General features: G+C 67.1%; 19 protein-coding genes, 1 tRNA gene and 1 riboswitch. Of the genes, 11 read left to right on the plus strand and 9 right to left on the minus strand.

The genetic code is table 11. The features are described 5' to 3' along the window. Positions 1-16: 16 nt before the first annotated feature. On the minus strand, positions 17-403 hold the full coding sequence (gene panD, locus ACFWZ4_RS02915) for an aspartate 1-decarboxylase (RefSeq protein WP_231320697.1): 387 nt from the start codon (positions 401-403) through the stop codon (positions 17-19). A gap of 216 nt (positions 404-619) precedes the next feature. Between panD and metG the strand changes: the two genes are divergently transcribed. Continuing rightward, positions 620-2,719 (plus strand): methionine--tRNA ligase, encoded by a 2,100-nt coding sequence (metG, locus tag ACFWZ4_RS02920; RefSeq protein WP_439703764.1) that lies wholly within the window; start codon positions 620-622, stop codon positions 2,717-2,719. A 22-nt stretch (positions 2,720-2,741) separates the two neighbouring features. Here metG and ACFWZ4_RS02925 read toward each other — a convergent pair whose 3' ends face one another. Beyond that, entirely contained in the window at positions 2,742-3,035 is a 294-nt protein-coding gene (locus ACFWZ4_RS02925; RefSeq protein WP_439703233.1) for a hypothetical protein, read from the minus strand. A 77-nt stretch (positions 3,036-3,112) separates the two neighbouring features. On the opposite strand from ACFWZ4_RS02925, the gene ACFWZ4_RS02930 reads away from it, so the two are divergent. Together ACFWZ4_RS02930 and nth are read left to right on the plus strand one after the other, a co-directional pair. Further along, on the plus strand, positions 3,113-3,733 hold the full coding sequence (locus tag ACFWZ4_RS02930; RefSeq protein WP_439703234.1) for an RnfABCDGE type electron transport complex subunit B: 621 nt from the start codon (positions 3,113-3,115) through the stop codon (positions 3,731-3,733). Beyond that, positions 3,730-4,371, plus strand: coding sequence for an endonuclease III (gene nth / locus ACFWZ4_RS02935; protein WP_439703235.1), 642 nt, complete (start codon positions 3,730-3,732; stop codon positions 4,369-4,371). The genes ACFWZ4_RS02930 and nth overlap by 4 nt, the downstream gene beginning before the upstream one ends. A 27-nt stretch (positions 4,372-4,398) precedes the next feature. Here the strand turns inward: nth and ACFWZ4_RS02940 are convergent, their stop codons facing one another. From ACFWZ4_RS02940 to ACFWZ4_RS02950, 3 genes are all read right to left on the minus strand, one after another. Continuing rightward, a complete protein-coding gene (locus ACFWZ4_RS02940) occupies positions 4,399-5,175 on the minus strand; it encodes a sulfite exporter TauE/SafE family protein (RefSeq protein ID WP_439703765.1) in 777 nt (258 codons plus the stop codon). Between the two features lie 51 nt (positions 5,176-5,226). After that, positions 5,227-5,652, minus strand: a complete 426-nt coding sequence (locus ACFWZ4_RS02945) for a TIGR01244 family sulfur transferase (RefSeq protein ID WP_439703236.1) — start codon at positions 5,650-5,652, stop codon at positions 5,227-5,229. A 276-nt stretch (positions 5,653-5,928) separates the two neighbouring features. Beyond that, the gene (locus ACFWZ4_RS02950) at positions 5,929-7,182 is read right to left on the minus strand and encodes a porin (RefSeq protein ID WP_439703237.1); all 1,254 of its coding nucleotides are present in this window, start codon (positions 7,180-7,182) and stop codon (positions 5,929-5,931) included. Between the two features lie 195 nt (positions 7,183-7,377). Here ACFWZ4_RS02950 and rnt point away from each other — a divergent pair, with 195 nt between their 5' ends. From rnt to phoU, 6 genes are all read left to right on the plus strand, one after another. Continuing rightward, positions 7,378-8,037 carry a ribonuclease T gene (gene rnt, locus ACFWZ4_RS02955; RefSeq protein ID WP_439703238.1) on the plus strand — a complete coding sequence of 220 codons (660 nt, stop codon included), beginning with the start codon at positions 7,378-7,380 and terminating at the stop codon, positions 8,035-8,037. Positions 8,038-8,171: 134 nt separating this feature from the next. Beyond that, entirely contained in the window at positions 8,172-9,206 is a 1,035-nt protein-coding gene (pstS, locus tag ACFWZ4_RS02960) for a phosphate ABC transporter substrate-binding protein PstS (protein WP_439703766.1), read from the plus strand. A 154-nt stretch (positions 9,207-9,360) separates the two neighbouring features. Beyond that, on the plus strand, positions 9,361-10,368 hold the full coding sequence (gene pstC / locus ACFWZ4_RS02965; protein WP_439703239.1) for a phosphate ABC transporter permease subunit PstC: 1,008 nt from the start codon (positions 9,361-9,363) through the stop codon (positions 10,366-10,368). Beyond that, a complete protein-coding gene (gene pstA, locus ACFWZ4_RS02970) occupies positions 10,368-11,231 on the plus strand; it encodes a phosphate ABC transporter permease PstA (protein WP_439703240.1) in 864 nt (287 codons plus the stop codon). The genes pstC and pstA overlap by 1 nt, the downstream gene beginning before the upstream one ends. A 7-nt stretch (positions 11,232-11,238) precedes the next feature. After that, entirely contained in the window at positions 11,239-12,042 is an 804-nt protein-coding gene (pstB, locus tag ACFWZ4_RS02975; protein ID WP_439703241.1) for a phosphate ABC transporter ATP-binding protein PstB, read from the plus strand. A 92-nt stretch (positions 12,043-12,134) separates the two neighbouring features. Beyond that, the gene (gene phoU / locus ACFWZ4_RS02980; protein WP_231320711.1) at positions 12,135-12,854 is read left to right on the plus strand and encodes a phosphate signaling complex protein PhoU; all 720 of its coding nucleotides are present in this window, start codon (positions 12,135-12,137) and stop codon (positions 12,852-12,854) included. A gap of 87 nt (positions 12,855-12,941) precedes the next feature. On the opposite strand, the gene ACFWZ4_RS02985 is transcribed toward phoU, so the two are convergent. The 3 genes from ACFWZ4_RS02985 to rnr are packed head-to-tail and all read right to left on the minus strand — an operon-like array spanning position 12,942 to position 16,800. Then, positions 12,942-13,223: a CBU_0592 family membrane protein gene (locus ACFWZ4_RS02985; RefSeq protein ID WP_439703242.1), complete on the minus strand. Its 282-nt coding sequence runs from the start codon at positions 13,221-13,223 to the stop codon at positions 12,942-12,944. Then, on the minus strand, positions 13,220-13,972 hold the full coding sequence (rlmB, locus tag ACFWZ4_RS02990) for a 23S rRNA (guanosine(2251)-2'-O)-methyltransferase RlmB (protein ID WP_231320713.1): 753 nt from the start codon (positions 13,970-13,972) through the stop codon (positions 13,220-13,222). Before rlmB ends, ACFWZ4_RS02985 begins: the two co-directional genes overlap by 4 nt. Beyond that, positions 13,969-16,800 carry a ribonuclease R gene (gene rnr / locus ACFWZ4_RS02995; protein WP_439703243.1) on the minus strand — a complete coding sequence of 944 codons (2,832 nt, stop codon included), beginning with the start codon at positions 16,798-16,800 and terminating at the stop codon, positions 13,969-13,971. The genes rlmB and rnr overlap by 4 nt, the downstream gene beginning before the upstream one ends. A gap of 136 nt (positions 16,801-16,936) precedes the next feature. Between rnr and ACFWZ4_RS03000 the strand changes: the two genes are divergently transcribed. Beyond that, a tRNA-Leu gene (locus ACFWZ4_RS03000) sits at positions 16,937-17,021 on the plus strand. A 98-nt stretch (positions 17,022-17,119) separates the two neighbouring features. Here ACFWZ4_RS03000 and ACFWZ4_RS03005 read toward each other — a convergent pair. Beyond that, complete coding sequence (locus ACFWZ4_RS03005) at positions 17,120-17,539, minus strand: VOC family protein (RefSeq protein WP_439703244.1); 420 nt, start codon at positions 17,537-17,539, stop codon at positions 17,120-17,122. 202 nt (positions 17,540-17,741) lie between these two features. Next, positions 17,742-17,836, plus strand: a riboswitch (glycine riboswitch). A gap of 38 nt (positions 17,837-17,874) precedes the next feature. On the opposite strand from ACFWZ4_RS03005, the gene gcvP reads away from it, so the two are divergent. Beyond that, positions 17,875-20,763: an aminomethyl-transferring glycine dehydrogenase gene (gcvP, locus tag ACFWZ4_RS03010; RefSeq protein WP_439703245.1), complete on the plus strand. Its 2,889-nt coding sequence runs from the start codon at positions 17,875-17,877 to the stop codon at positions 20,761-20,763. Positions 20,764-20,816: the final 53 nt, after the last annotated feature.

A 20,816-nucleotide genomic window follows, 5' to 3' on the forward strand; every position in this document is an offset into this window, starting at 1 on the left:
TACTGTCTGACGCGAATCAGGCGACCGCCATCTGCTTGGGGATCGACCGGTTGGTGTGGCTGATCCGGTTGCCGGCGCCCACGTACACCAGCGTCGGCTGAAACTTCTCCAGTTCCGCTTCGCTGAGCTGCACGAAGGCGGCGATGATGATCAGGTCGCCGGCCTGCGCGCTTCGCGCGGCACTGCCGTTGACCGAGATGATCCCCGAGCCTTCCTCGGCGCGCAGCGCGTAGGTCACGAAGCGCTGCCCGCTGTTGATGTTCCACGCGTGGATCTGCTCGTACTCGCGGATGCCCGAGGCATCCAGCAACAGGCCGTCGATCGCGATCGAGCCCTCGTAGTGCAGCTCCGCGTGGGTCACCGTGGCGCGGTGGATCTTGGCCTTGAGCATGTTCAGGTGCATGACAGATGTGTTTCCGGCAGGAACAGCCTGCGTTTGCCAATTATCGAACCCCTGACGCTGCGCTGCAACATCGAGCCGCTGCGGCAGCAGAGCATTCGGTACGCGACCGCGCGTTCCCCTCCACGCCCTGGGTGCGCTCCTACCGGCGCTGCTGCGCGTTCAGCCATCCAAACCATGCATGCCATAATGCGCGATCCCGTCGCAACGCCACCCGCCATGACCCGCCGCCTGCTCGTCACCAATGCCCTGCCCTACGCCAACGGCCCGCTGCACATGGGCCACCTGCTGGGCTACATCCAGGCCGACATTTGGGTGCGCGCGCAGCGCATGGCCGGCAACGAGGTGGTGTACGTCTGCGCGGACGACGCGCACGGCACGCCGATCATGCTCGCCGCGCAGAAGGCCGGCATGACGCCGGAGGCCTTCATCGAGGGCATCCGCGCCGGGCACGAGGCCGACTTCGCCGACTTCGGCGTGGACTTCGACCACTACCACTCGACCCACTCGGAAGAGAACCGCGCACTGGCGACGCTGATCTACACGCGACTGCGCGACGGCGGTTCCATCGCGCGGCGCAGCATCAAGCAGCTGTTCGATCCGGAGAAGGAAATGTTCCTGCCGGACCGCTACATCAAGGGCACCTGCCCGCGCTGCGGCACGCCCGACCAGTACGGCGACAACTGCGAGAACTGCGGCGCGACCTACGCACCGACCGACCTGATCGAGCCTTACTCGGTGGTTTCCGGCGCCGCGCCGGTGCTGCGCGATTCGGAGCACTATTTCTTCGAGCTGTCCAAGTTCGAGGCGCTGCTGCGCGACTGGTTCGCCGGCCGCTACACCGACGGCAAGCCGGTCGCCAATGCGGGCGTCGCGGCGAAGCTGCGGGAGTGGCTGGACGGCGGGCTGAAGGACTGGGACATCTCGCGCGACGCTCCTTACTTCGGTTTTCCGATCCCCGATGCGCCGGGCAAGTTCTTCTACGTGTGGCTGGACGCGCCGGTCGGCTACCTGGCCAGCTTCAAGGCGCTATGCGACAGGCGGGGCCTGAAGTTCGACGATTTCCTCGCCCCGTCCAGCCATGCCGAGATGCACCACTTCATCGGCAAGGACATCATCAACTTCCATGGCCTGTTCTGGCCGGCGATGCTGCACGGCGCCGGCTTCCGCACCCCGACCGCGCTGCACGTCAACGGCTACCTCACCGTCAACGGCGCGAAGATGTCCAAGTCGCGCGGCACCTTCATCCAGGCGCGCACCTATCTGGACGCCGGCCTCAACCCCGAGTTCCTGCGCTACTACTTCGCCAGCATGCTGGACGACGCGCCGGTAGACGTGGACCTGGACCTGAAGGCCTTCGAGGAGCGCGTCAACTCGCACCTGGTCGGCAAGTGGGTGAACATCGCCAGCCGCACCGCGGGCTTCGTGCACAAGTTCTTCGACGGTCGCCTCGCCACGCGCCACGGCGCCGCCGAACAGGCCCTGTGGAACACGCTGCTGGAGCACTACGACGGCATCGACGCGCTCTACGACGCGGGCGATTTCGCCGAAGTCACCCGCCGCTTCGTGCTGATGGCGGACCTGGTCAACGGCCACATCGCCGCCACCGCGCCGTGGACCATGGCCAAGGACGAGTCGCGCCGCGTCGAGCTGCACCAGGTGTGTTCGTTCGCCCTGGCCGCCTTCCGCCTGCTGGCGGGATTGCTGAAGCCGATCCTGCCGGCCACCGTGGCCGCGGCCGAGGCCTTCCTCGACGCGCCCATCGCCGATTTCGACGATGCCCGCGCGGAGCTGCACAACCATTCGATCGGTCCGTTCGAGCCGCTGCTCGGCCGCATCGATCCCAAGCGCATCGAGTCGATGGTCGATGCATCCAGAGAATCCCTCGCGCCCGCCCAGGCGGCCGCACCCAAGCCTTCCAGGGAAAACCGCAAGCCCATGACCGACCCTGCCGCGCCCGCCGCAAACCAGCCTTCCGCCACGCCCGCCACCATTTCCACCGACGACTTCGCCAGGCTCGACCTGCGCATCGGCAAGGTCGTCGCCTGCGAGTTCGTGGAAGGCTCGGACAAACTGCTTCGCTTCGAGCTGGACGCCGGCCCGCTAGGCACGCGCCAGATCTTCTCCGGCATCCGCGCCGCCTACCAGGAACCGGAAAAGCTGGTCGGCCGCAATGTGGTGTTCATCGCCAACCTGGCGCCGCGCAAGATGCGCTTCGGCCTGTCCGAGGGCATGATCCTGTCGGCCGGTGACGGCGGCGGCGACCTGTTCCTGCTGGACGCCGACCAGGGCGCCAGGCCCGGCGCCACCGTCCGCTAGGCTGGATGTCCCGCAGGAAGACTCAGCGCGCGTAGGTGACGAAGAACCCCACCAGGTCGCCGTTCTCGTTGTACGCCGACAGATCCACCACGTGATAGCCGCGCGCGGCGTATTCAGCGTGCGTCTCGGTCAACTTCTTCGCCATGTGGTTCTTGCGGAAACCCAGCGTGGCGTCGACGAACACCGTGACGGTATCGCCCGGCACGGTCTCCGCCCGCACCGGCGCGGCATGGGTGAGCAGCAGCGTGCCGGTCATGCCGATCGCTGCGGCGAGCAGCAGCGAGGCGACGCGTACGGACGGACGGGAAAAGGTCATGGGAAGCTCCTGCCGACTTGCGGGACAATAGAGCGCTGATTATGCCGATGCCCGTCCGGCACCGCGCCCGGAACACCATGAACGACGTCACCGATCTCGCCAACCGCATCGACGCCCTGCTGCCGCAGACCCAGTGCGAGCAGTGCGGCTTCCATGGCTGTCGCCCGTATGCCGAGGCGATGGCGCGCGGCGACGCACCGATCAACCGCTGTCCGCCCGGCGGCGCGGCCGGCATCGCCAGGCTGGCCGCGCTGCTGGACACACCGGTATTGCCGCTCGATCCCGATCACGGCGTGGAGAAGCCGCGCATGCTCGCACGCGTGGTCGAAGCCGACTGCATCGGCTGCACCAAGTGCATCCAGGCGTGTCCGGTCGATGCGATCGTCGGCGCAGCTAAGCTGATGCACACCGTGATGCCCGACCACTGCACCGGCTGCGAACTGTGCGTGCCGGCCTGCCCCGTCGACTGCATCGTGCTCGAGCCCATGCCGCTGGCGCAGGTCGAGGATCCGGCTCACGCCGATGCTTCCCGCGCGCATTTCCTGCGCCGCGAGGCACGCCTTGTCCGCGAACGCGCCGAGCGCGAGGCCGAGCTGGCGGCGCGCAAGGCTGTTGTCGATACACTTGCCACGCCGACAAACCCCGTGCTGGCCGCACTCGCCCGCGCCCGCGCCCGCGCCAAACAAGGCTCCGAATGAAGCGCGCCGATATCGTCGAACTGTTCACGCGCCTGCGCGAGCTCAATCCCCACCCCACCACGGAGCTGGAATACCGCACGCCCTTCGAACTACTGGTGGCGGTGGTGCTCTCGGCGCAGGCCACCGACGTGGGTGTCAACAAGGCGACCCGCAAGCTGTACCCGAAAGCCAATACACCGCAGGCGATCCTGGCGCTGGGCGAGGAAGGCCTGAAGCGCTACATCAGCACGATCGGCCTGTTCAACGCCAAGGCGAAGAACGTGATCGCGCTGTGCCGTATCCTCATCGAGCAGCATGGCGGCGAGGTGCCGCGCACGCGCGAAGCGCTGGAAGCCCTTCCGGGTGTTGGCCGCAAGACCGCCAACGTGGTGCTCAATACCGCCTTCGGCGAGCCCACCATCGCGGTGGACACGCACATCTTCCGCGTCTCCAACCGCACCGGCCTCGCGCCCGGCAAGGACGTGCGCGCGGTCGAGGACAAGCTGGAAAAAGTGGTGCCGGCCGAGTTCAAGAAGGACGCCCATCACTGGCTGATCCTGCACGGCCGCTACGTGTGCAAGGCACGCAAGCCTGACTGCCCGATCTGCCCGATCCGCGACCTCTGCAAATACAGGCACAAAACGCCTCCCGCGCAGTAGGCCATAGGGTCGGCTGCGAAAGCCGGCTCAGGCGACGTGCGTCAGCGAGCGGTAGAGCATGTAGATCGCCACGACCACGATCACGCCGGCGAAGACCATGTTGAGCGCACCGCGCGTACCGGCCAGGCGACGCGCGCCCAGGGCGCCCAGCCAGCCGCCGATCACGCCACCGCCGATGAACTCCGCCGCGATGCGCCAGTCGACCAGGCCCGATGCCGCGTAGTTGCCCGCGGTGGTCGCCGCGAAGGTGCCGACGGAGAACAGCGAGGTGCCGATCGCGTTGATGATCTCCATGCCGCTGGCGAACATCAGCCCGGGCACGATCAGGAAGCCGCCGCCGATCCCGAAGAACCCGGCCAGGCCGCCAGCGCCGATGCCGACTGCGCCCAGCCGCGGCAGGGTATTGGGCAATGGATAGCGATCCGCCGCCCCGTCGCGTCGCCCGCGCAACATCAGGAACGCCACCACCAGCATCAGCAACGCGAACAACGCCAGCAGCCGGTGGCCGTCCATCGCCTTGCCCACGCTCGATCCCAGCCAGGCGCCGAGCACGCCGGCCGCGGCGAACACGAATCCCGCACGCCAGCGCACGTGGCCGGCGCGCGCGTGCGGCAGCAGGTTGGCGAAGGCGTTGGCCGATACGGCCACCGCGCTGGTGCCGATCGCCAGGTGCGGATCGCGCACGCCGACGACGTACAGCAGCAGCGGCGTGGCCAAAATCGACCCGCCTCCGCCGATGAGCGCAAGCGAAAACCCCACGGCAGAGCCGCACAGCACGGCCAGCAGTTCGCCGATCCCCGGCACCAGGCTCACGGGGTCGTCCAACAACAGGTCAGGTGGCCGGAGCTCGTCGGATCAGGCATGCCGCATCGCCCGCAGCCGTGGCGCGAGGGCCGCGATGTCATAGCCCGCCCCGCCGGCCGCCTTCACGATCGCATCGGCGTCGCCGGCGCGCGCCGCCTGCAGCGCCCACAGCGTGGTCGAACGCGTGCCGGTGCGGCAGAACGCCAGCACCGGCATGGGCAGTTCCGCCATCGCCTGGGCCATGGCCTCGATGACAGCGGCCCCGTACTGCCCGGGCACGACGGGGATGTCGCGATAGGCCAGTCCGTGCGCGGCGGCGGCCTGCGCCATCTCGACACCGGACGGTTGATCGTCCGCTTCCCCGTCCGGCCGGTTGTTGATCACGCTGCGGAACCCCGCAGCTTCGAGGTCGGCCATTTCGCCGGGCAGGACCTGCGGCGACACGCTGATCTGGTCGGTCAGCTTGCGGATATGCATCGAGCGCTCCTGTGGTCGACGATGAAGGCAAGTCGCTTCTCGCAGGAACCCGCTTGCGTGGTGATACCCCGGGCTCCGTTGGCGCATCAGCGAATCGCCACGCGCGGCTCCTGCGAAGACAACCTGGCAACCCTCAAAAAAATAACGGCGGGCTTGCGGCCCGCCGTTGTCCCTCCCTGGGTAGAACTCCCTTCCGATAACCACTCCTTGACACGCGGCTAATGATCCACGGGCCGCGTGAAGGTTTGTTCAAGATGCGCCAAACGTAGCGCCCGCCTAGAACGCGACCTCGCCGAACACGCCGATTTCGTTCGTCTTGACGTTTTGTACATGCGGCGGCACCGGATCGGCGACCGAGTGTTCGGCCTTCTCGTGCTTCCACACCGCGGCCAGCTTGAAGCCCTTGGTGACCTGGTACTGCAGGCCGAGGTTGTAGTAGACGTCCTTGGCGCCGTCGTCCAGGTCCTTGCTCAGCTTGGCGTTGTCGTAGCGGGCGAACAGTGCGACGTCGTCGGTGAGCGCCACCGAGCCCCACAGCGAGTAGCCGTCGGCCTTGTCCTCGACCGGGCTCAGAACCAGGTTGCCCCAGTTCTTCGCGGTGAAGTACTCGGCACCCACGCGCACCTTCTTGTCCTGGTAGGCCACCATCACGTCGCCGCGCTGGGCGGTCTGCGGGGCGTTGAGGTTCTCGGTTTCCTTGCCCAGGTGGCCGCTGTAGCCGCCGACGGCGACGATCATGCCGTCGAACGGAACGAAGCCCACGCGACCTTCGATGTCCACGCCCTTGCTGCGGCTGGGGTTCTTGTAGCCGCCGCCGTTGACCACCGACACCGCGTAGTTGGCGACCTTGTTCGCGCCCAGGTCACCACCCAGGTGCAGGCCCCAGTCGGCCGAGTTGCCGTACTTCAGGCGGTCGGTCAGGGTGTTCTCGACGTAGCGGAAGCCGTAGTAGCTCTCCACGAACGGAATCCAGGGCATGTCCGCCGAACCGATGCGCAGCACCGCCGCCTGGTCGAACTTGCCCTGCACGTAGGCCTTCTTGACGAACAGGTTGGTCTCGCCGTCGGCGCTGACGTAGTTGAAGTCGGTGGTGAGGTTGGCCGACCAGATGTCGTTGAACTGGTGGTCCACGCCCAGGTAGAAGCGCTTGACGTCCAGGCCCGTGCCGGAAGCGTCGGTCTTGCCCGTGTCGCTGTTCTTCTGGTCGATGTTGCTGAAATCGAAATACATCTTGCCGGAGAACTTGGTGTCGGCCAGCGCCTTGTCCAGCGACGAGGCCGAGCTGGCCTGCGTCTTTTGCAGCGCCTCGATGTTCTGGCCGGTACTCACATTGATGTCGGACTGCGCATCGGTGCGCTGTTCCAGCTCGTCCATCTTGGCCTGCAAGGCGGCCAGCTGGGCCTTGAGCTGCTCGACCTCGGCGCTGCGCGCAGAGGACTGCGCATCCTGCGGGACCGGTGCCGCGTGCACGCCGGCGGCTGCCAGGCCCAGACCGGCGGCGATCGCCACCACGAGCATCTTCGAACGCATGTAATTCTCTCCACTGTTGGTAGGAACCACTCGACCGCCCCCTTCGATCCTGGATGGCCAAGCAGGGACAGGCGGCAGGATGCGGCCCTTCGTTTACGGTTCCGTGCCGGTTGCATGACAGAACGAAGACAGTGCGCATCGGAATGCAGACGCGGACTTCGCGAGAGCCCCGCCGGGCGCTGATATGCTTCGTCGATGGAATACGTAAGCAACAGCATGGCCGCCCGCATGTGCCAGCGGTTCCGCGGCTTCATGCCGGTGATCGTGGACGTGGAGACCGGCGGCTTCGATGCCGAGCACGACGCACTGCTGGAGATCGCCGTGGTCACCCTGGCGATGGACGGCGAAGGCTACCTGCACCCGCGCGCCCCGGTGTTCACGCACGTCGAGCCTTTCCCCGGCGCCCGCATCGACCCGCGCTCACTGGAGATCACCGGTATCGACCCGGACAACCCGTTGCGCGGCGCGCTCTCCGAACGGCAGGCGCTGGACCACGTGTTCAATCCGGTCCGCCAGGCCATGCGCGAGAGCGAGTGCCAGCGCGCCGTGCTGGTCGGCCACAACGCGGCTTTCGACCTGGCCTTCCTCAACGCGGCCGTGCGCCGCTGCGGGCACAAGCGCAACCCGTTCCATCCCTTCAGCTGTTTCGACACGGCCACCCTGAGCGGCCTGGCCTACGGACAGACCGTGCTGAGCAAGGCGGTGCAGGCAGCTGGCCACGCGTTCGACGGTCGCGAGGCGCATTCGGCCATCTATGACGCCGAGCGCACGGCGGAACTGTTCTGCTCGATCGTCAACCGCTGGCGGCGGCTGGAAACGCTCGAGCGCGACCGGGTCGGACTGACGCTGATCTGACCGCTTTCATGACAGCCGGATGCGGCGTGTCATCACGCTGAAACATTCATCTCATCTCATTGCAACACCGCTGACCTCAAATGCGGCCGCCGGGAATCCGCCCGCGACGCACACTTCCAAGAGGACCGACCGTGTTGAAAGCAACCACCACCGTTTCCCGCTTCGGTACGGCTGCCGTACTGGCTGCCGCCACGCTGCTGGGTGCCAACGGCGCCCAGGCGACCGACATCACCGGCGCCGGTTCGAGCTTCGTCTACCCGGTGCTGTCGCGCTGGTCGGCGAGCTATGCCGAGAAGACCGGCAACCACCTGAACTACCAGTCGGTCGGCTCCGGCGCCGGCATCGCGCAGATCAAGGAAGGCACCATCGATTTCGGCGCCTCCGATGCGCCGATGAAGGCCGAGGACCTGCAGAAATTCGGACTGGGCCAGTTCCCGGTAGTGGTCGGCGGCATCGTGCCGGTGGTCAACATCGCCGGTGTGCAGGCCGGCCAGGTCAAGCTCGACGGCGCGACGCTGGCTGACATCTTCCTGGGCAAGATCAGGAACTGGAACGACCCGAAGATCGCCGCGCTCAACAGCGGGCTCAAGTTGCCGGCCGGCAAGATCACCGTCGTGCACCGCTCCGACGGTTCAGGCACCTCGTTCAACTTCACCAACTACCTGTCCAAGGTCAGCACCGAGTGGGCCAGCCAGGTCAAGTTCGGCACCTCGGTCGACTGGCCGACCGGCGTAGGCGGCAAGGGCAACGAGGGCGTGTCGCAGTACGTCAAGCAGATCAAGGGTTCGATCGGCTACGTCGAATACGCCTACGCGGTGAAGAACAAGATCAGCTGGGTCGACCTGAAGAACGCCGCCGGCAATGTGGTCGCTCCCAGCGCCGACAGCTTCGCCGCCGCGGCCAGCACCGCCGACTGGGCCAGCGCGAAGGACTTCAACCTGATCATGACCAACGCCCCGGGCGCCAAGGCATGGCCGATCACCGCGACCACCTGGGTGATCATGTACAAGCAGCCGAAGAACGCCGAGCACAGCAAGGTCGCCTTCGACTTCTTCAAGTGGGCGCTGGAGAACGGCCAGGACCAGGCCGCCGCGCTGGACTACGTGCCGCTGCCGCAGAGCCTGGTGCAGAAGATCGAGGCCTACTGGGCGTCGGAATACAAGCACTGAGCGATGACCGTTGCCCTCCCCTGTTCCGCGGGGAGGGCGCCGGCAAGGCCGATGGGGGCGATCCTGGCGATACGCCCCCATCGGTCTTCCTGCCCCCAACGCGGGGGACGCAACAGCACCCTTCGCCTTTGACCCGCACGGCTGATCCCTACTGATGTCCACTATCCCCGCTTCCGTCGCGCCCGAACAACGGGCAAGCCACGACGCCCGCCACGATCGCCTGTTCGCCGGCCTGCTCAAGGCCTGCGCGATGATCGTCCTGGCGGCGCTGCTGGGCGCGGCGTTCGCTACGCTGTGGGGTGGCCGCGAGGCGTTCGGCACGTTCGGCTGGCACTTCCTCACCAGCTCCGCGTGGGACCCCAGCAGCCAGGAGTACGGCGCACTGGTGCCGGTCTACGGCACGCTGGCGACCTCGTTCATCGCGCTGCTGATTGCGGTGCCCGTGAGCTTCGGCATCGCCCTGTATCTTTCGGAAGTCGCGCCGCGCTGGCTGCGCACGCCGGTCGCCTCGGCGATCGAGCTGCTGGCAGGCATCCCTTCGATCATCTACGGCATGTGGGGCCTGTTCGTCTTCGCGCCCTTCTTCGCCGAACACATCAAGCCCTGGCTGACCAATTACCTGGGCAACAACCCCGATGACAACAATCCTTCCTGGATCGCCACGCATGTGCCGTTCGTTGGCAAGATGTTCGCCAGCGACTACCCGTTCGGCGCCAGCATCCTGGTGGCCGGCATCGTGTTGGCGATCATGATCATCCCGTTCATTTCATCGGTGATGCGCGAGGTGTTCCAGACCGTGCCCACGCGCCTGAAGGAGTCGGCCTATGCACTGGGCTCGAGCACCTGGGAGGTGTCCTGGGACATCGTGTTGCCGTACACGCGCTCGGCGGTGATCGGCGGCATCTTCCTGGGGCTGGGCCGCGCGTTGGGCGAGACGATGGCGGTGACCTTCGTGCTCGGCAACGCGATGGACCTTTCGGCCTCGCTGCTCGACCCGGGCGCCTCGATCGCCTCGACCATCGCCAACCAGTTCAGCGAGGCGGTGGGCCTGCAGAAATCCGCGCTGATGGCGCTGGCCTTCCTGCTGTTCGTGGTGACCTTCTTCGTGCTGCTGATCGCGCGGCTGATGCTGCGCCGACTGGCCAGCCGGGAGGGCCGCTGATGGACATGCTGTACCTGCGTCGCCGCCTGACCAACGCGCTGGCGCTCATCCTCAGCACGCTCGCCACGCTGATCGGCCTGGCGTTCCTCGCCTGGATCCTGTGGGAAACCCTGCGCCAGGGGATCGCCGCGCTCGATCTGAAGCTGTTCACCAAGATCACCGCCTACGGCGACCAGGGCGGCCTGGCCAATGCGATGGTCGGCAGCCTGATCATCAACTTCGTCGGCATCGCCATCGCCACGCCGATCGGCGTGCTTGCCGGAACGTGGCTGGCCGAGTACGCCAATCGCACGCGACTGGGCGAGACCGTCCGCTTCCTGAACGACATCCTGCTTTCCGCTCCCTCGATCGTGATGGGCCTGTTCGTCTACACCATCATCGTGTTGCCGAGCACCGCGCTGACCCACGGCAACACCACGTTCTCCGGGTTTGCCGGCGGCATGGCGCTGGCGCTGATCGCGTTGCCGGTGATCGTGCGCACCACCGACGAGATGCTGCGGCTGGTGCCCTCGACGCTCCGCGAGGCGGCGCTCTCGCTGGGCGTGCCGCAGTGGAAGCTGACCTCGCAGATCCTGCTGCGCGCCGCGCGTTCGGGCATCGTCACCGGCGTGCTGCTGGCCCTGGCGCGCATCAGCGGCGAAACCGCGCCGCTGCTGTTCACCGCCTTCGGCAACAACTTCATGACGCTCAACCCGCTGGACAAGATGTCCAGCCTGCCCCAGGTGATCTACCAGTACGCCAACGACCCCGGCGAGGCGATGCATGCGCTGGCCTGGGCCGGCGCCTTCGTGGTCACGCTGTTCGTGCTGCTGCTCAGCCTCGCCTCCCGCCTGCTGTTTACCCGCAAGGTGTCACATGACTAGTGGTTCCATGAATTCGGCCGCCCTCGCCCTTGCGCCTTCGATGGCGCCGCCCGCGACCGAGCCCAAGCTCAAGGTCCGCGACCTGAATTTCCATTACGACAGCTTCCATGCGCTGAAGAACATCGCCATGGACGTCCCCGAGAAGCAGGTCACGGCGATCATCGGCCCTTCCGGCTGCGGCAAGTCCACGCTGCTGCGCATCTTCAACCGCATCTACGCGATCTATCCGAAGCTCAAGGCGACCGGTTCCATCGAACTTGATGGCGAGAACATCCTCGACCCGCGCTATTCGCTCAACCGCCTGCGCAGCAAGGTCGGCATGGTGTTCCAGAAGCCGGTGCCGTTCCCGATGACGATCTTCGAGAACGTCGCCTATGGCATCCGCCACCACGAGCGGCTGTCCAAGGCCGACATGGAGGCGCGCGTGGAGCAGGCCCTGCGCGGCGCGGCGCTGTGGGACGAGGTGAAGGACAAGCTCAAGCAGAATGCGCTTGGCCTTTCCGGCGGCCAGCAGCAGCGACTGTGCATCGCGCGCGCGATCGCGCTGCGTCCCGAGGTGCTGCTGCTGGACGAACCGACCTCCGCGCTCGACCCGATCGCCACCGGTCGCATCGAGCAGTTGATCGAGGAACTCAAGAGCCAGTTCACCATCGTGATCGTGACCCACAACATGCAGCAGGCCGCGCGCGTATCCGACCGCACCGCCTTCATGTACCTGGGCGAGTTGATCGAGTTCGACGAGACCGAGAAGATCTTCACCAAGCCGGGCAAGAAGCAGACCGAGGATTACATCACCGGACGCTTCGGCTGATCCCTGGTACCTGCACCCTGCCCTGACGTCGTCCCCGCGCAGCGGGGATGGCGCACGGACACTGCAAACAGCGCGAACACCACGAGACTCCCATGAGCAGCAAAGACCACATCATCAAGAGCTACGACAGCGAGCTGGCGCGCCTGACCGGCGAGATCGTGCGCATGGGCGAACTGGCCGCCGCGCAGCTGGAGGCGGCGATCGACGTCGTCGAACGCCGCGACGACCGTGCGGCCCAGCGCGTGGTCGCCAACGACGATGCCATCGACGCGCTGGAGCAGGAGATCAGCCACGACGTGGTGCGCCTGCTCGCCCTGCGCGCCCCGATGGCCGGCGATCTGCGCAATGTGTTCGCGGCGCTGCGCATCGCCTCCGACATCGAACGCATCGGCGACTACGCCGCCAACGTGGCCAAGCGTTCGATCCCGCTCTCGATGGTGGCGCCGGTGACGCCCACCAGCGGCCTGGGGCTGCTCGCCAAGCTGGCCGCCGCCGAGGTACGCGACGTGCTGACCGCCTACGCGCGGCAGGACGCCGAGCAGGGCTACCAGGTGTGGAAGCGCGATGCGGGGCTGGACGAGGCATACACCGGCTACTTCCGCCAGTTGCTGACTTACATGATGGAAGATCCGCGCAACATCACGCCCTGCACGCACCTGCTGTTCATGGCCAAGAACATCGAGCGCATCGGCGACCACGCGACCAACATCGCCGAGAACCTGTGGTACCAGGTGTACGGCGAGCCGCTGGACAAGCAGAGGGACAAGCGCGACCTGACGTCGAATCCGGAGATGCCGAAGCTGGGAGGTTGAGGCAACGGCACCCTCCTTTTGGGACCCGTCCCTCCCTCGTTCGCGAGGGAGGGACCGACAGGGGGCCTGGGACAATCTTGCCGCTGACTAGAGGTCCGGCCCCGCCAATTTCTCCGCCCGCCGTTGTCGCGCGCTCCGCACGATGCCGAAGATGCCGATGGCCATCCACGCGATTTCCAGCGCAAACGCCGACACGTTGAAGCTGCCGAACAGCAACGACAGCGTCACTCCCAACGCGCCGAAGACGTTCATCAACTGATAGGTAAGCCCGTTGCCGTGCAGCTTGTGGGCCTGCAGGAGGAGGAACGCCAGCAGCACCAGCAGCACCCCGGCGAAGCCCGCCCAGTCGTACCAGAACAGCGTGCTCATCGCTTCGCTCCGCGCTGGCGCAACGCCTCGAACAGCACCACCCCGGTGGCGACCGACACGTTGAGGCTCTCCATCACGCCCGGCATGGGGATCTTCGCCACGAAATCGCACAGCTCGCGGGTGAGCCGGCGCATGCCTTCGCCCTCGCTTCCCAGCACCAGCGCCACGGGCCCGCGGAAGTCGACCTCATACACGGACGTCTCCGTGTCGCCGGCCAGCCCGGTGATCCAGACGCCGGCATCCTTGAGCTCGCGCAGGGTGCGGGCCAGGTTGGTGACCGCCACCAGCGGCACGCGGTCCGCGCCGCCGGCCGAAGCACGGCGCACCACGGGCGTCAGGCCGACCGCACGATCCTTCGGCACGATCACCGCGGTCACCTTGGCCGCCGCCGCCGAACGCAGGCAGGCGCCCAGGTTGTGCGGGTCCGTGATGCCGTCGAGCACCAGCACCAGCGTTTCCATGCCGTCGCGCTCGATCAGTGCGGCCAGGTCGTCCTCGTGGGTCATCGGGGGCGGTTCGTAAAGCGCGACGATGCCCTGGTGGCGTGCCTCCCCGGCCAGCTTGTCCAGCTGCTCGCGCGGACGGTGGTGCACCGGGATGTGGTGGCTGCGCGCCTGGTCGATCAATTCCTTGATGCGCGCATTGCGCTGCGCAGTGGCGATATCGACCAGCAGTTCGCGTACGCGCGAGGCGTCGTTGGCCAGCGCGCCCTCGACCGGGTTGATACCGACGATCCAACTCTCGCTCATGCCTTGCCCTTCGGTTTGCCCCGGCGATCCGATCGTTTGGCGGCCGCGGAAGCAGCCTCCAACGCCTTGCGTTTGCCCCCGCTCTTGGCCGCCGCAGCAGGATTGCCCTGTGCTCGGTTGCCCTTGGCGCTCCCGGCTTGGCCGATCGCGGCCTGGCCACCCCTGCGCTGCCGCTTGGACTCAGGCGGGAGCGCCGAGCGGCCCAACGCCTCGGATGCAAGCTTGGTCGCCTTGCTGCGTGGTTTCGGCACGCCGGCCTCGGACGGAAGCGCCTGCCGCCCCATGGCTTCGGACGCCACCTTGGCCGCTTTGCCGCGCGGCGCGCGATTATCGCTCATCACTGGCGCCGGTGGCGCTGCCTCGACCGGTGCCGGCACACCGCGTCCGAACGCCCGACCGACGGCCCTGGCGGCACGGCCGAACATGCCGGGCGGCTTGGCGGCCGGCGCCCCGGCCGGCTTGGGCAGCGAGTAACGCTCACCGCTGGCGCTGTAGTCGTAGGCCTTGCGGGATGGGGTGGGCGGCTTGGCCTGCTCGCGCCGCGGCGCCAACCGGAAGTCGATCTTGCGATCCTCGATGCTCGCACGCAGCACCTGCACCCGCACGTGGTCGCCCAGGCGGAACTGCTCGCCGGTGCGCTCTCCCTTGAGGAGTTTCCGGATCGGGTCGAAGTGGTAGTAGTCGTTGGCCAGCTGGCTGATGTGCACCAGACCCGACACGCGCGATTCCTCCAGCTCCACGAACAGCCCGAAGGAAGTGACACCGGTGATCACGCCGTCGAACTCGCTGCCGATGTGCTTGGACAGCCAGGCGGTCTTGAAGCGCTCGTCGACGTCGCGCTCGGCCTCTTCGGCACGGCGTTCGCGTTGCGAACAATGCACCGCCATCGAAGCCATGTCGCTGGGGGAATAGACGTAGTCGCTCGGCTTGCCCCCGGTCAGCGCGTAGCGGATCGCGCGGTGTACCAGCAGGTCGGGGTAGCGGCGGATCGGCGAAGTGAAGTGCGCATAGGCATCCAGCGAGAGGCCGAAATGGCCGCGGTTCTCCGGCTGGTAGGCCGCCAGGCTCTGCGAGCGCAACAGCACCGACTGGATCAGCTCGCTCTCGGGGCGGTCTCGCACCATCCGCAGGACGTCCGCGAAGTCGCCGGGAGTGACTTCCTCCACCGGCGGCATGCGCAGCTTGAACTCGCGAAGGAACTGCTGCAGGTCCTCGTACTTCTCGGCCGGCGGCGGCTCGTGCGCGCGGAACAGCGCGGGAATCTTCTTCTTCGTCAGGAACGTGGCCGCCTGCACGTTGGCGGCGATCATGCATTCCTCGATCAGCTTGTGCGCGTCGTTGCGTTCGGTCGCGCCCATCGCCTCGACTTCGCCGCGCTGGTCGAGCCGGAACTTGACCTCCGGCGTCTCGAAGTCGATCGCGCCGCGGCGCTTGCGCTGGGCGGCCATCGCCTTGTACAGCGTGTGCAGGTGTTCCAGTTGCGGCAGCACGTCGGAAACCTGCTCGCGCGCCTCCGGATCGAGCAGCCCGACCGCCTGCCACACGATGTCGTAGGTCAGGCGCGCGTGCGAGCGCATCACCGCGTCGTAGAACTTCGACTTCACGACCTCGCCATCGTCGGTGATCTGCATGTCGCAGACCATGCACAACCGTTCGACCTTGGGATTGAGCGAGCAGATGCCGTTGGACAGCGTCTCCGGCAGCATCGGCACCACGAAGCCCGGGAAGTAGGTCGACGTGCTGCGCTCGTAGGCCTCGCGGTCCAGCGCATTGCCGACCTTGACGTAATGCGACACGTCGGCGATCGCCACGATCAACCGCCAGCCGCCACCGCGGCGGGGCTCGGCGTAGACCGCATCGTCGAAGTCGCGCGCGTCGGCGCCGTCGATGGTCACCAGCGGCAGCTTGCGAAGGTCGGCACGGCCCTGGCGCTCCGCGGCCGTCACCTCGGGCTCGATATGCGCGGCGTCGCGCAGCACTTCAGTGGGCCATTCGTGCGGCAGGTCGTAGCTGGCAATGGCCATCTCGACCAGCAGCGAGGGCTGCAGCCGTTCGCCCAGCACCGACACGATGCGGCCGAGCGGGCCACGATGCGGCGTCGGCGGATCGGTGATCTCGGCGACCACGATCTGTCCGGCGTGTGCGCCCTGCTCCTGCCCCGGCGGGATCATCACGTCCTGATGCAGGCGCCGGTCGTCCGGCGAGACCAGGGTCACCCCGTTCTCGACCACGACGCGTCCGACCAGCCGTGGCGAACGCCGCTGCAGTACCTCGGCGATCGCGCCCTGGCGCCGCCCGCGCCGGTCGATGCCGACCACGCTGGCGAGCACGCGGTCACCGTGCAGCACCATGCGCATCTGCTGCGGCGAAAGGTAAAGATCGTCACCGCCCTCGTCCGGGCGCAGGAAGCCGTAGCCTTCGGCGTTGGCCAGCACCACGCCGGGGATCAGGTCCAGTTTGCGCACCGGGGCGTAGTCGCCGCGGCGGCCCTGCAGCAATTGGCCGTCGCGCACCATCGCGCCGAGCCGCTTGCGCAGAGCGCTGATGTCGCTCTCGTCGTGGAGCTCAAGCGCCTCGGCGATGCGAGCTTCGCTCAGCATCTCGCCACGGTCGTCCAGCAGCGCCAGGATCGCCTCGCGGCTGGGGATCGGCCGCTCGTAGCGCTGCGCCTCGCGGTCGGCGAACGGATCGCGTCCGCCCTTGGCGTGCGGGGGCGCGCCGGCCGGCGGCGTGCGCCGCGAACCGCTTCGTGCGCCGGGCTTCGGAGTGCGCGGGCCAGCGCCCGTATCGCCGCCCTTGCCGGTGCGGGATGTCTTCTTTCTGGTCACGAAATGTCCTTGTGGTGGAGCGCCGCGCAGCATGCCGCACGGTGCAATGAATTTCCTATCAACGAAGTGTTGACAAGCTGGGGGGAGGTGCCTACTCTACGCGGCTCGCGCAGCCCGAACGGCTTGCGCGACACCTGCCCAGGTGGCGGAATTGGTAGACGCACTAGTTTCAGGTACTAGCGGGTAAAACCGTGGAGGTTCGAGTCCTCTCCTGGGCACCAATTGTAGATGAAGCCCGCCGCAAGGCGGGCTTTTTCGTTTCCGGCGTTCGCTCGCAAGCTTCGGGCTTCTACGCCCTCTCCCCGCAGGGAAAGTAGGCTCAGTCCGAGGTGGCTGGCGGGCCTTTCAGTTCCACCATGTTCCCCTGCGGGTCGTAGCAGTAGATCGACGGCCCCTCGCCCTGCGCGCCATAACGCGAGCCGATATCACCCACGCGCACGCCGTGCGCCTTCAGATGCGCCACGATGGCCGCCTCGTCGTAGTTCTCCACGCTCAGGCACAGGTGGTCCACGTTGTGCCCCTCCCTGCCCGGCCCGGCACCGCCCAGGCGGCCGAGCTTGCCGTCCACCGGCACCAGGTCGATCAGCGAATCGCCGGCGCGCAATTGCACCAGCCCGATGGCCTCCTGGCGCCGCTCCTCCGTACAGCCGAGCACGCCGCAATAGAACGCCTGCATCGCGGCCAGGTCGTAAACGCGCAGCACTAGGTGGTCTATTTGCCGGAGTCGGAAGGGAGGCATGGAGGCTCCTGCCAGGTGGGGAAATTCGATGGTACAGGCACCGGCCGGACACACGTCCGTGCGTGTCCGTCGTTAAGCCCGATTCCACGCGCGTGGATGGCCTGCCTGTATAATCGACCCTTCGCACGCGGCGGGAGAAGCGGGGAACAGCCCGCTGCCGAAGACGCAACGCCCGTAATCGCTCAGGCCCGATACCGCCGCGTGCAAAAACTCTGGAGAGAGCGGTTCGATCCGCCGCCGAAGGGGCACGAAGCGTTCCGCTTCCAAACTCTCAGGCAAAAGGACAGAGGGGCGCCCCGCGTGCGGCACGCACGCGTTGCCTTCGGACGCCCGTCATGAGCCACAACCCCACTCCTTCGCTGCGCGACCTGGAAAACCACGACGCCTTCATCGCGCGGCACATCGGCCCCAACGATGCCGAGATCGCGCAGATGCTGCGCACGATCGGCTACGACTCGCTCGAGGCGATGACCGACGCCATCGTGCCGGGCAAGATCAAGTCGCCTGCGCCGCTGGACCTGCCGATGGCGGTCAGCGAAGTCGAGGCGCTCGCCAAGATCCGCGCGATCGCCGACAAGAACAAGGTCTTCAGGAGCTTCATCGGCCAGGGCTACTACGGCACCCACACGCCTAACGTCATCCTGCGCAACATCCTGGAGAACCCGGCCTGGTACACGGCCTACACGCCCTACCAGGCGGAAATCTCGCAAGGCCGCATGGAAGCGCTGATCAACTTCCAGACGATGTGCGCCGACCTCACCGGCATGGAAATCGCCAACGCCTCCCTGCTGGACGAGGGCACCGCGGCCGCCGAGGCGATGACGCTAGCCAAGCGCTCGGGCAAGTCCAGGTCGAACGTGTTCTTCGTTTCCGACCGCGTGCACCCGCAGACGCTCGAAGTGCTCAAGACGCGCGCCGAGGCGATGGGCATCGACCTGCACGTCGGTAGCGACCAGGACGCCGCTACGGTCGACAGCTACGGCGTGCTGCTGCAGTACCCCGACACGCTTGGCCACATCGGCGATTACAAGGCGCTGGCCGACAGCGTGCACGCGCGCGGCGGCATCGTCTGCGTGGCCACCGATCTGCTGGCGCTGACGCTCATCGCCGCGCCCGGCGACTGGGGCGCGGACATCGTGGTCGGCAACACGCAGCGTTTCGGCGTGCCCTACGGCTTCGGCGGTCCGCACGCCGCCTTCATGGCCTGCCGCGACGCCTACAAGCGCTCGATGCCGGGCCGCCTGATCGGCGTCTCGATCGACGCCGAAGGCAAGAAGGCCTACCGCCTGACCCTGCAGACCCGCGAGCAGCACATCCGCCGCGAGAAGGCGACCTCCAACATCTGCACCGCGCAGGTGCTGCTGGCGGTGATGGCGAGCATGTACGCCGTCTACCACGGCCCCGAAGGACTGACCCGCATCGCCCGCCGGGTGCATCGCCTGGCGGTCATCCTGACCGTCGCGCTGCGCCGGGCCGGGGTGAAGGTCGGCAACGACTTCTTCGACACCCTGCACGTCACCGGCGTCGACGCCGCGGCCATCCATGCCAAGGCGCGCGCCAACGGCATCAACCTGCGCGAAGTGGACGCCGGCAGCCTGTGCATCAGCCTGGACGAGACCACCACCCGCGCCGATGTTGTCGCGCTGGCGGGCCTGTTCGGCGCCGAGGCCGACATCGACGCGCTGGATGCGGCCGTGCACGACGCGCTGCCGCGGACGCTGCTGCGCCAGAGCGACTTCCTCACCCATCCGGTGTTCAACACCCACCACAGCGAGCACGAGCTGCTGCGCTACATGCGCGCGCTGGCCGACAAGGACCTGGCGATGGATCGCACGATGATCCCGCTGGGTTCGTGCACCATGAAGCTCAATGCGACCGCGGAGATGATCCCTGTGACCTGGCCCGAGTTCGGCCAGATCCACCCGCTGGCGCCGGCCGCGCAGACCCAGGGCTACCAGGAACTGATCGATGGCCTGGAAGCCATGCTGGTCGAATGCACCGGCTACGACGCGGTCAGCCTGCAGCCGAACTCCGGCGCGCAGGGCGAATACGCCGGCCTGCTCGCGATCCGCGCATACCACCGCTCGCGCGGCGAAGGCCATCGCGACATCTGCCTGATCCCCGAGTCGGCCCACGGCACCAACCCGGCCTCCGCGCAGATGTGCGGCATGCAGGTGGTGGTGACCAGGTGCGACGCCAACGGCAACGTGGACGTGGAGGACATCCGCCGCAACGCGGAGAAGTATTCCGACCGCCTCGCCGCGCTGATGATCACCTACCCGTCCACGCACGGCGTGTTCGAGGAGGACATCGTCGCCATCTGCGACATCGTCCACCAGCACGGCGGCCAGGTGTACACCGACGGCGCCAACATGAACGCGCTGGTCGGCGTGGCCAAGCCGGGCAAGTGGGGTTCGGACGTCTCGCACCTCAACCTGCACAAGACCTTCTGCATCCCCCACGGCGGCGGCGGCCCGGGCGTGGGCCCGTGCGCGGTCAAGTCGCACCTGGCGCCGTTCCTGCCACGCAAGCTGGGCGAAGACACCCCCGTGGGCATGGTCTCCGCGGCGAGCTTCGGCAGCGCGAGCATCCTCCCGATCAGCTGGATGTACATCACGCTGATGGGCAGCGAGGGCCTGCGCCGCGCCACCCAGGTCGCGCTGCTCAACGCCAACTACATCGCGAAGCGTCTGGCCGACCACTACGAGACGCTCTACACCGGCCGCAACGGCCTGGTGGCGCACGAGTGCATCCTCGACCTGCGACCGCTGAAGGACGCTACCGGCATCAGCGCCGAGGACGTCGCCAAGCGCCTGATCGACTTCGGCTTCCATGCGCCGACGCTGAGCTTCCCAGTCGCGGGCACCCTGATGGTCGAGCCGACCGAGTCCGAATCGCAGCAGGAGCTGGACCGCTTCATCGACGCGATGATCCAGATCCGCGACGAGATCCGCGCGATCGAGGACGGCCGCCTGGACCGCGAGGACAACCCGCTCAAGCACGCCCCGCACACCGCTACCCAGGTGTCGGCCACGGAGTGGACCCACGCCTATCCGCGCGAACTGGCCGCTTTCCCGCTGCCGAGCCTGAAGTTCCAGAAGTACTGGTCGCCGGTGGCCCGCGTGGACAACATCTACGGCGACAAGAACGTGTTCTGCAGCTGCGTGCCGATCAACGACTTCAAGGAAGAGATCGAGGCATTCAGCGAACCGAACGTGTCCTGACACCTCGGCAGGATCGCAAGCGAAAACGCCGCCGGTATCACCGGCGGCGTTTT

The sequence above is a fragment of the Frateuria sp. GZRe12 genome (assembly GCF_051900535.1).
GTDB lineage: Bacteria > Pseudomonadota > Gammaproteobacteria > Xanthomonadales > Rhodanobacteraceae > Frateuria_A.

Excerpts from the sequence above, each read along its gene's own strand:
- panD (WP_231320697.1), bottom strand. The coding sequence starts at position 403 with ATGCACCTGAACATGCTCAAGGCCAAGATCCACCGCGCCACGGTGACC.
- metG (WP_439703764.1), top strand. The coding sequence starts at position 620 with ATGACCCGCCGCCTGCTCGTCACCAATGCCCTGCCCTACGCCAACGGC.
- ACFWZ4_RS02925 (WP_439703233.1), bottom strand. The coding sequence starts at position 3,035 with ATGACCTTTTCCCGTCCGTCCGTACGCGTCGCCTCGCTGCTGCTCGCC.
- ACFWZ4_RS02930 (WP_439703234.1), top strand. The coding sequence starts at position 3,113 with ATGAACGACGTCACCGATCTCGCCAACCGCATCGACGCCCTGCTGCCG.
- nth (WP_439703235.1), top strand. The coding sequence starts at position 3,730 with ATGAAGCGCGCCGATATCGTCGAACTGTTCACGCGCCTGCGCGAGCTC.
- ACFWZ4_RS02945 (WP_439703236.1), bottom strand. The coding sequence starts at position 5,652 with ATGCATATCCGCAAGCTGACCGACCAGATCAGCGTGTCGCCGCAGGTC.
- ACFWZ4_RS02950 (WP_439703237.1), bottom strand. The coding sequence starts at position 7,182 with ATGCGTTCGAAGATGCTCGTGGTGGCGATCGCCGCCGGTCTGGGCCTG.
- rnt (WP_439703238.1), top strand. The coding sequence starts at position 7,378 with ATGGAATACGTAAGCAACAGCATGGCCGCCCGCATGTGCCAGCGGTTC.
- pstC (WP_439703239.1), top strand. The coding sequence starts at position 9,361 with ATGTCCACTATCCCCGCTTCCGTCGCGCCCGAACAACGGGCAAGCCAC.
- pstA (WP_439703240.1), top strand. The coding sequence starts at position 10,368 with ATGGACATGCTGTACCTGCGTCGCCGCCTGACCAACGCGCTGGCGCTC.
- pstB (WP_439703241.1), top strand. The coding sequence starts at position 11,239 with ATGAATTCGGCCGCCCTCGCCCTTGCGCCTTCGATGGCGCCGCCCGCG.
- phoU (WP_231320711.1), top strand. The coding sequence starts at position 12,135 with ATGAGCAGCAAAGACCACATCATCAAGAGCTACGACAGCGAGCTGGCG.
- ACFWZ4_RS02985 (WP_439703242.1), bottom strand. The coding sequence starts at position 13,223 with ATGAGCACGCTGTTCTGGTACGACTGGGCGGGCTTCGCCGGGGTGCTG.
- rlmB (WP_231320713.1), bottom strand. The coding sequence starts at position 13,972 with ATGAGCGAGAGTTGGATCGTCGGTATCAACCCGGTCGAGGGCGCGCTG.
- ACFWZ4_RS03005 (WP_439703244.1), bottom strand. The coding sequence starts at position 17,539 with ATGCCTCCCTTCCGACTCCGGCAAATAGACCACCTAGTGCTGCGCGTT.
- gcvP (WP_439703245.1), top strand. The coding sequence starts at position 17,875 with ATGAGCCACAACCCCACTCCTTCGCTGCGCGACCTGGAAAACCACGAC.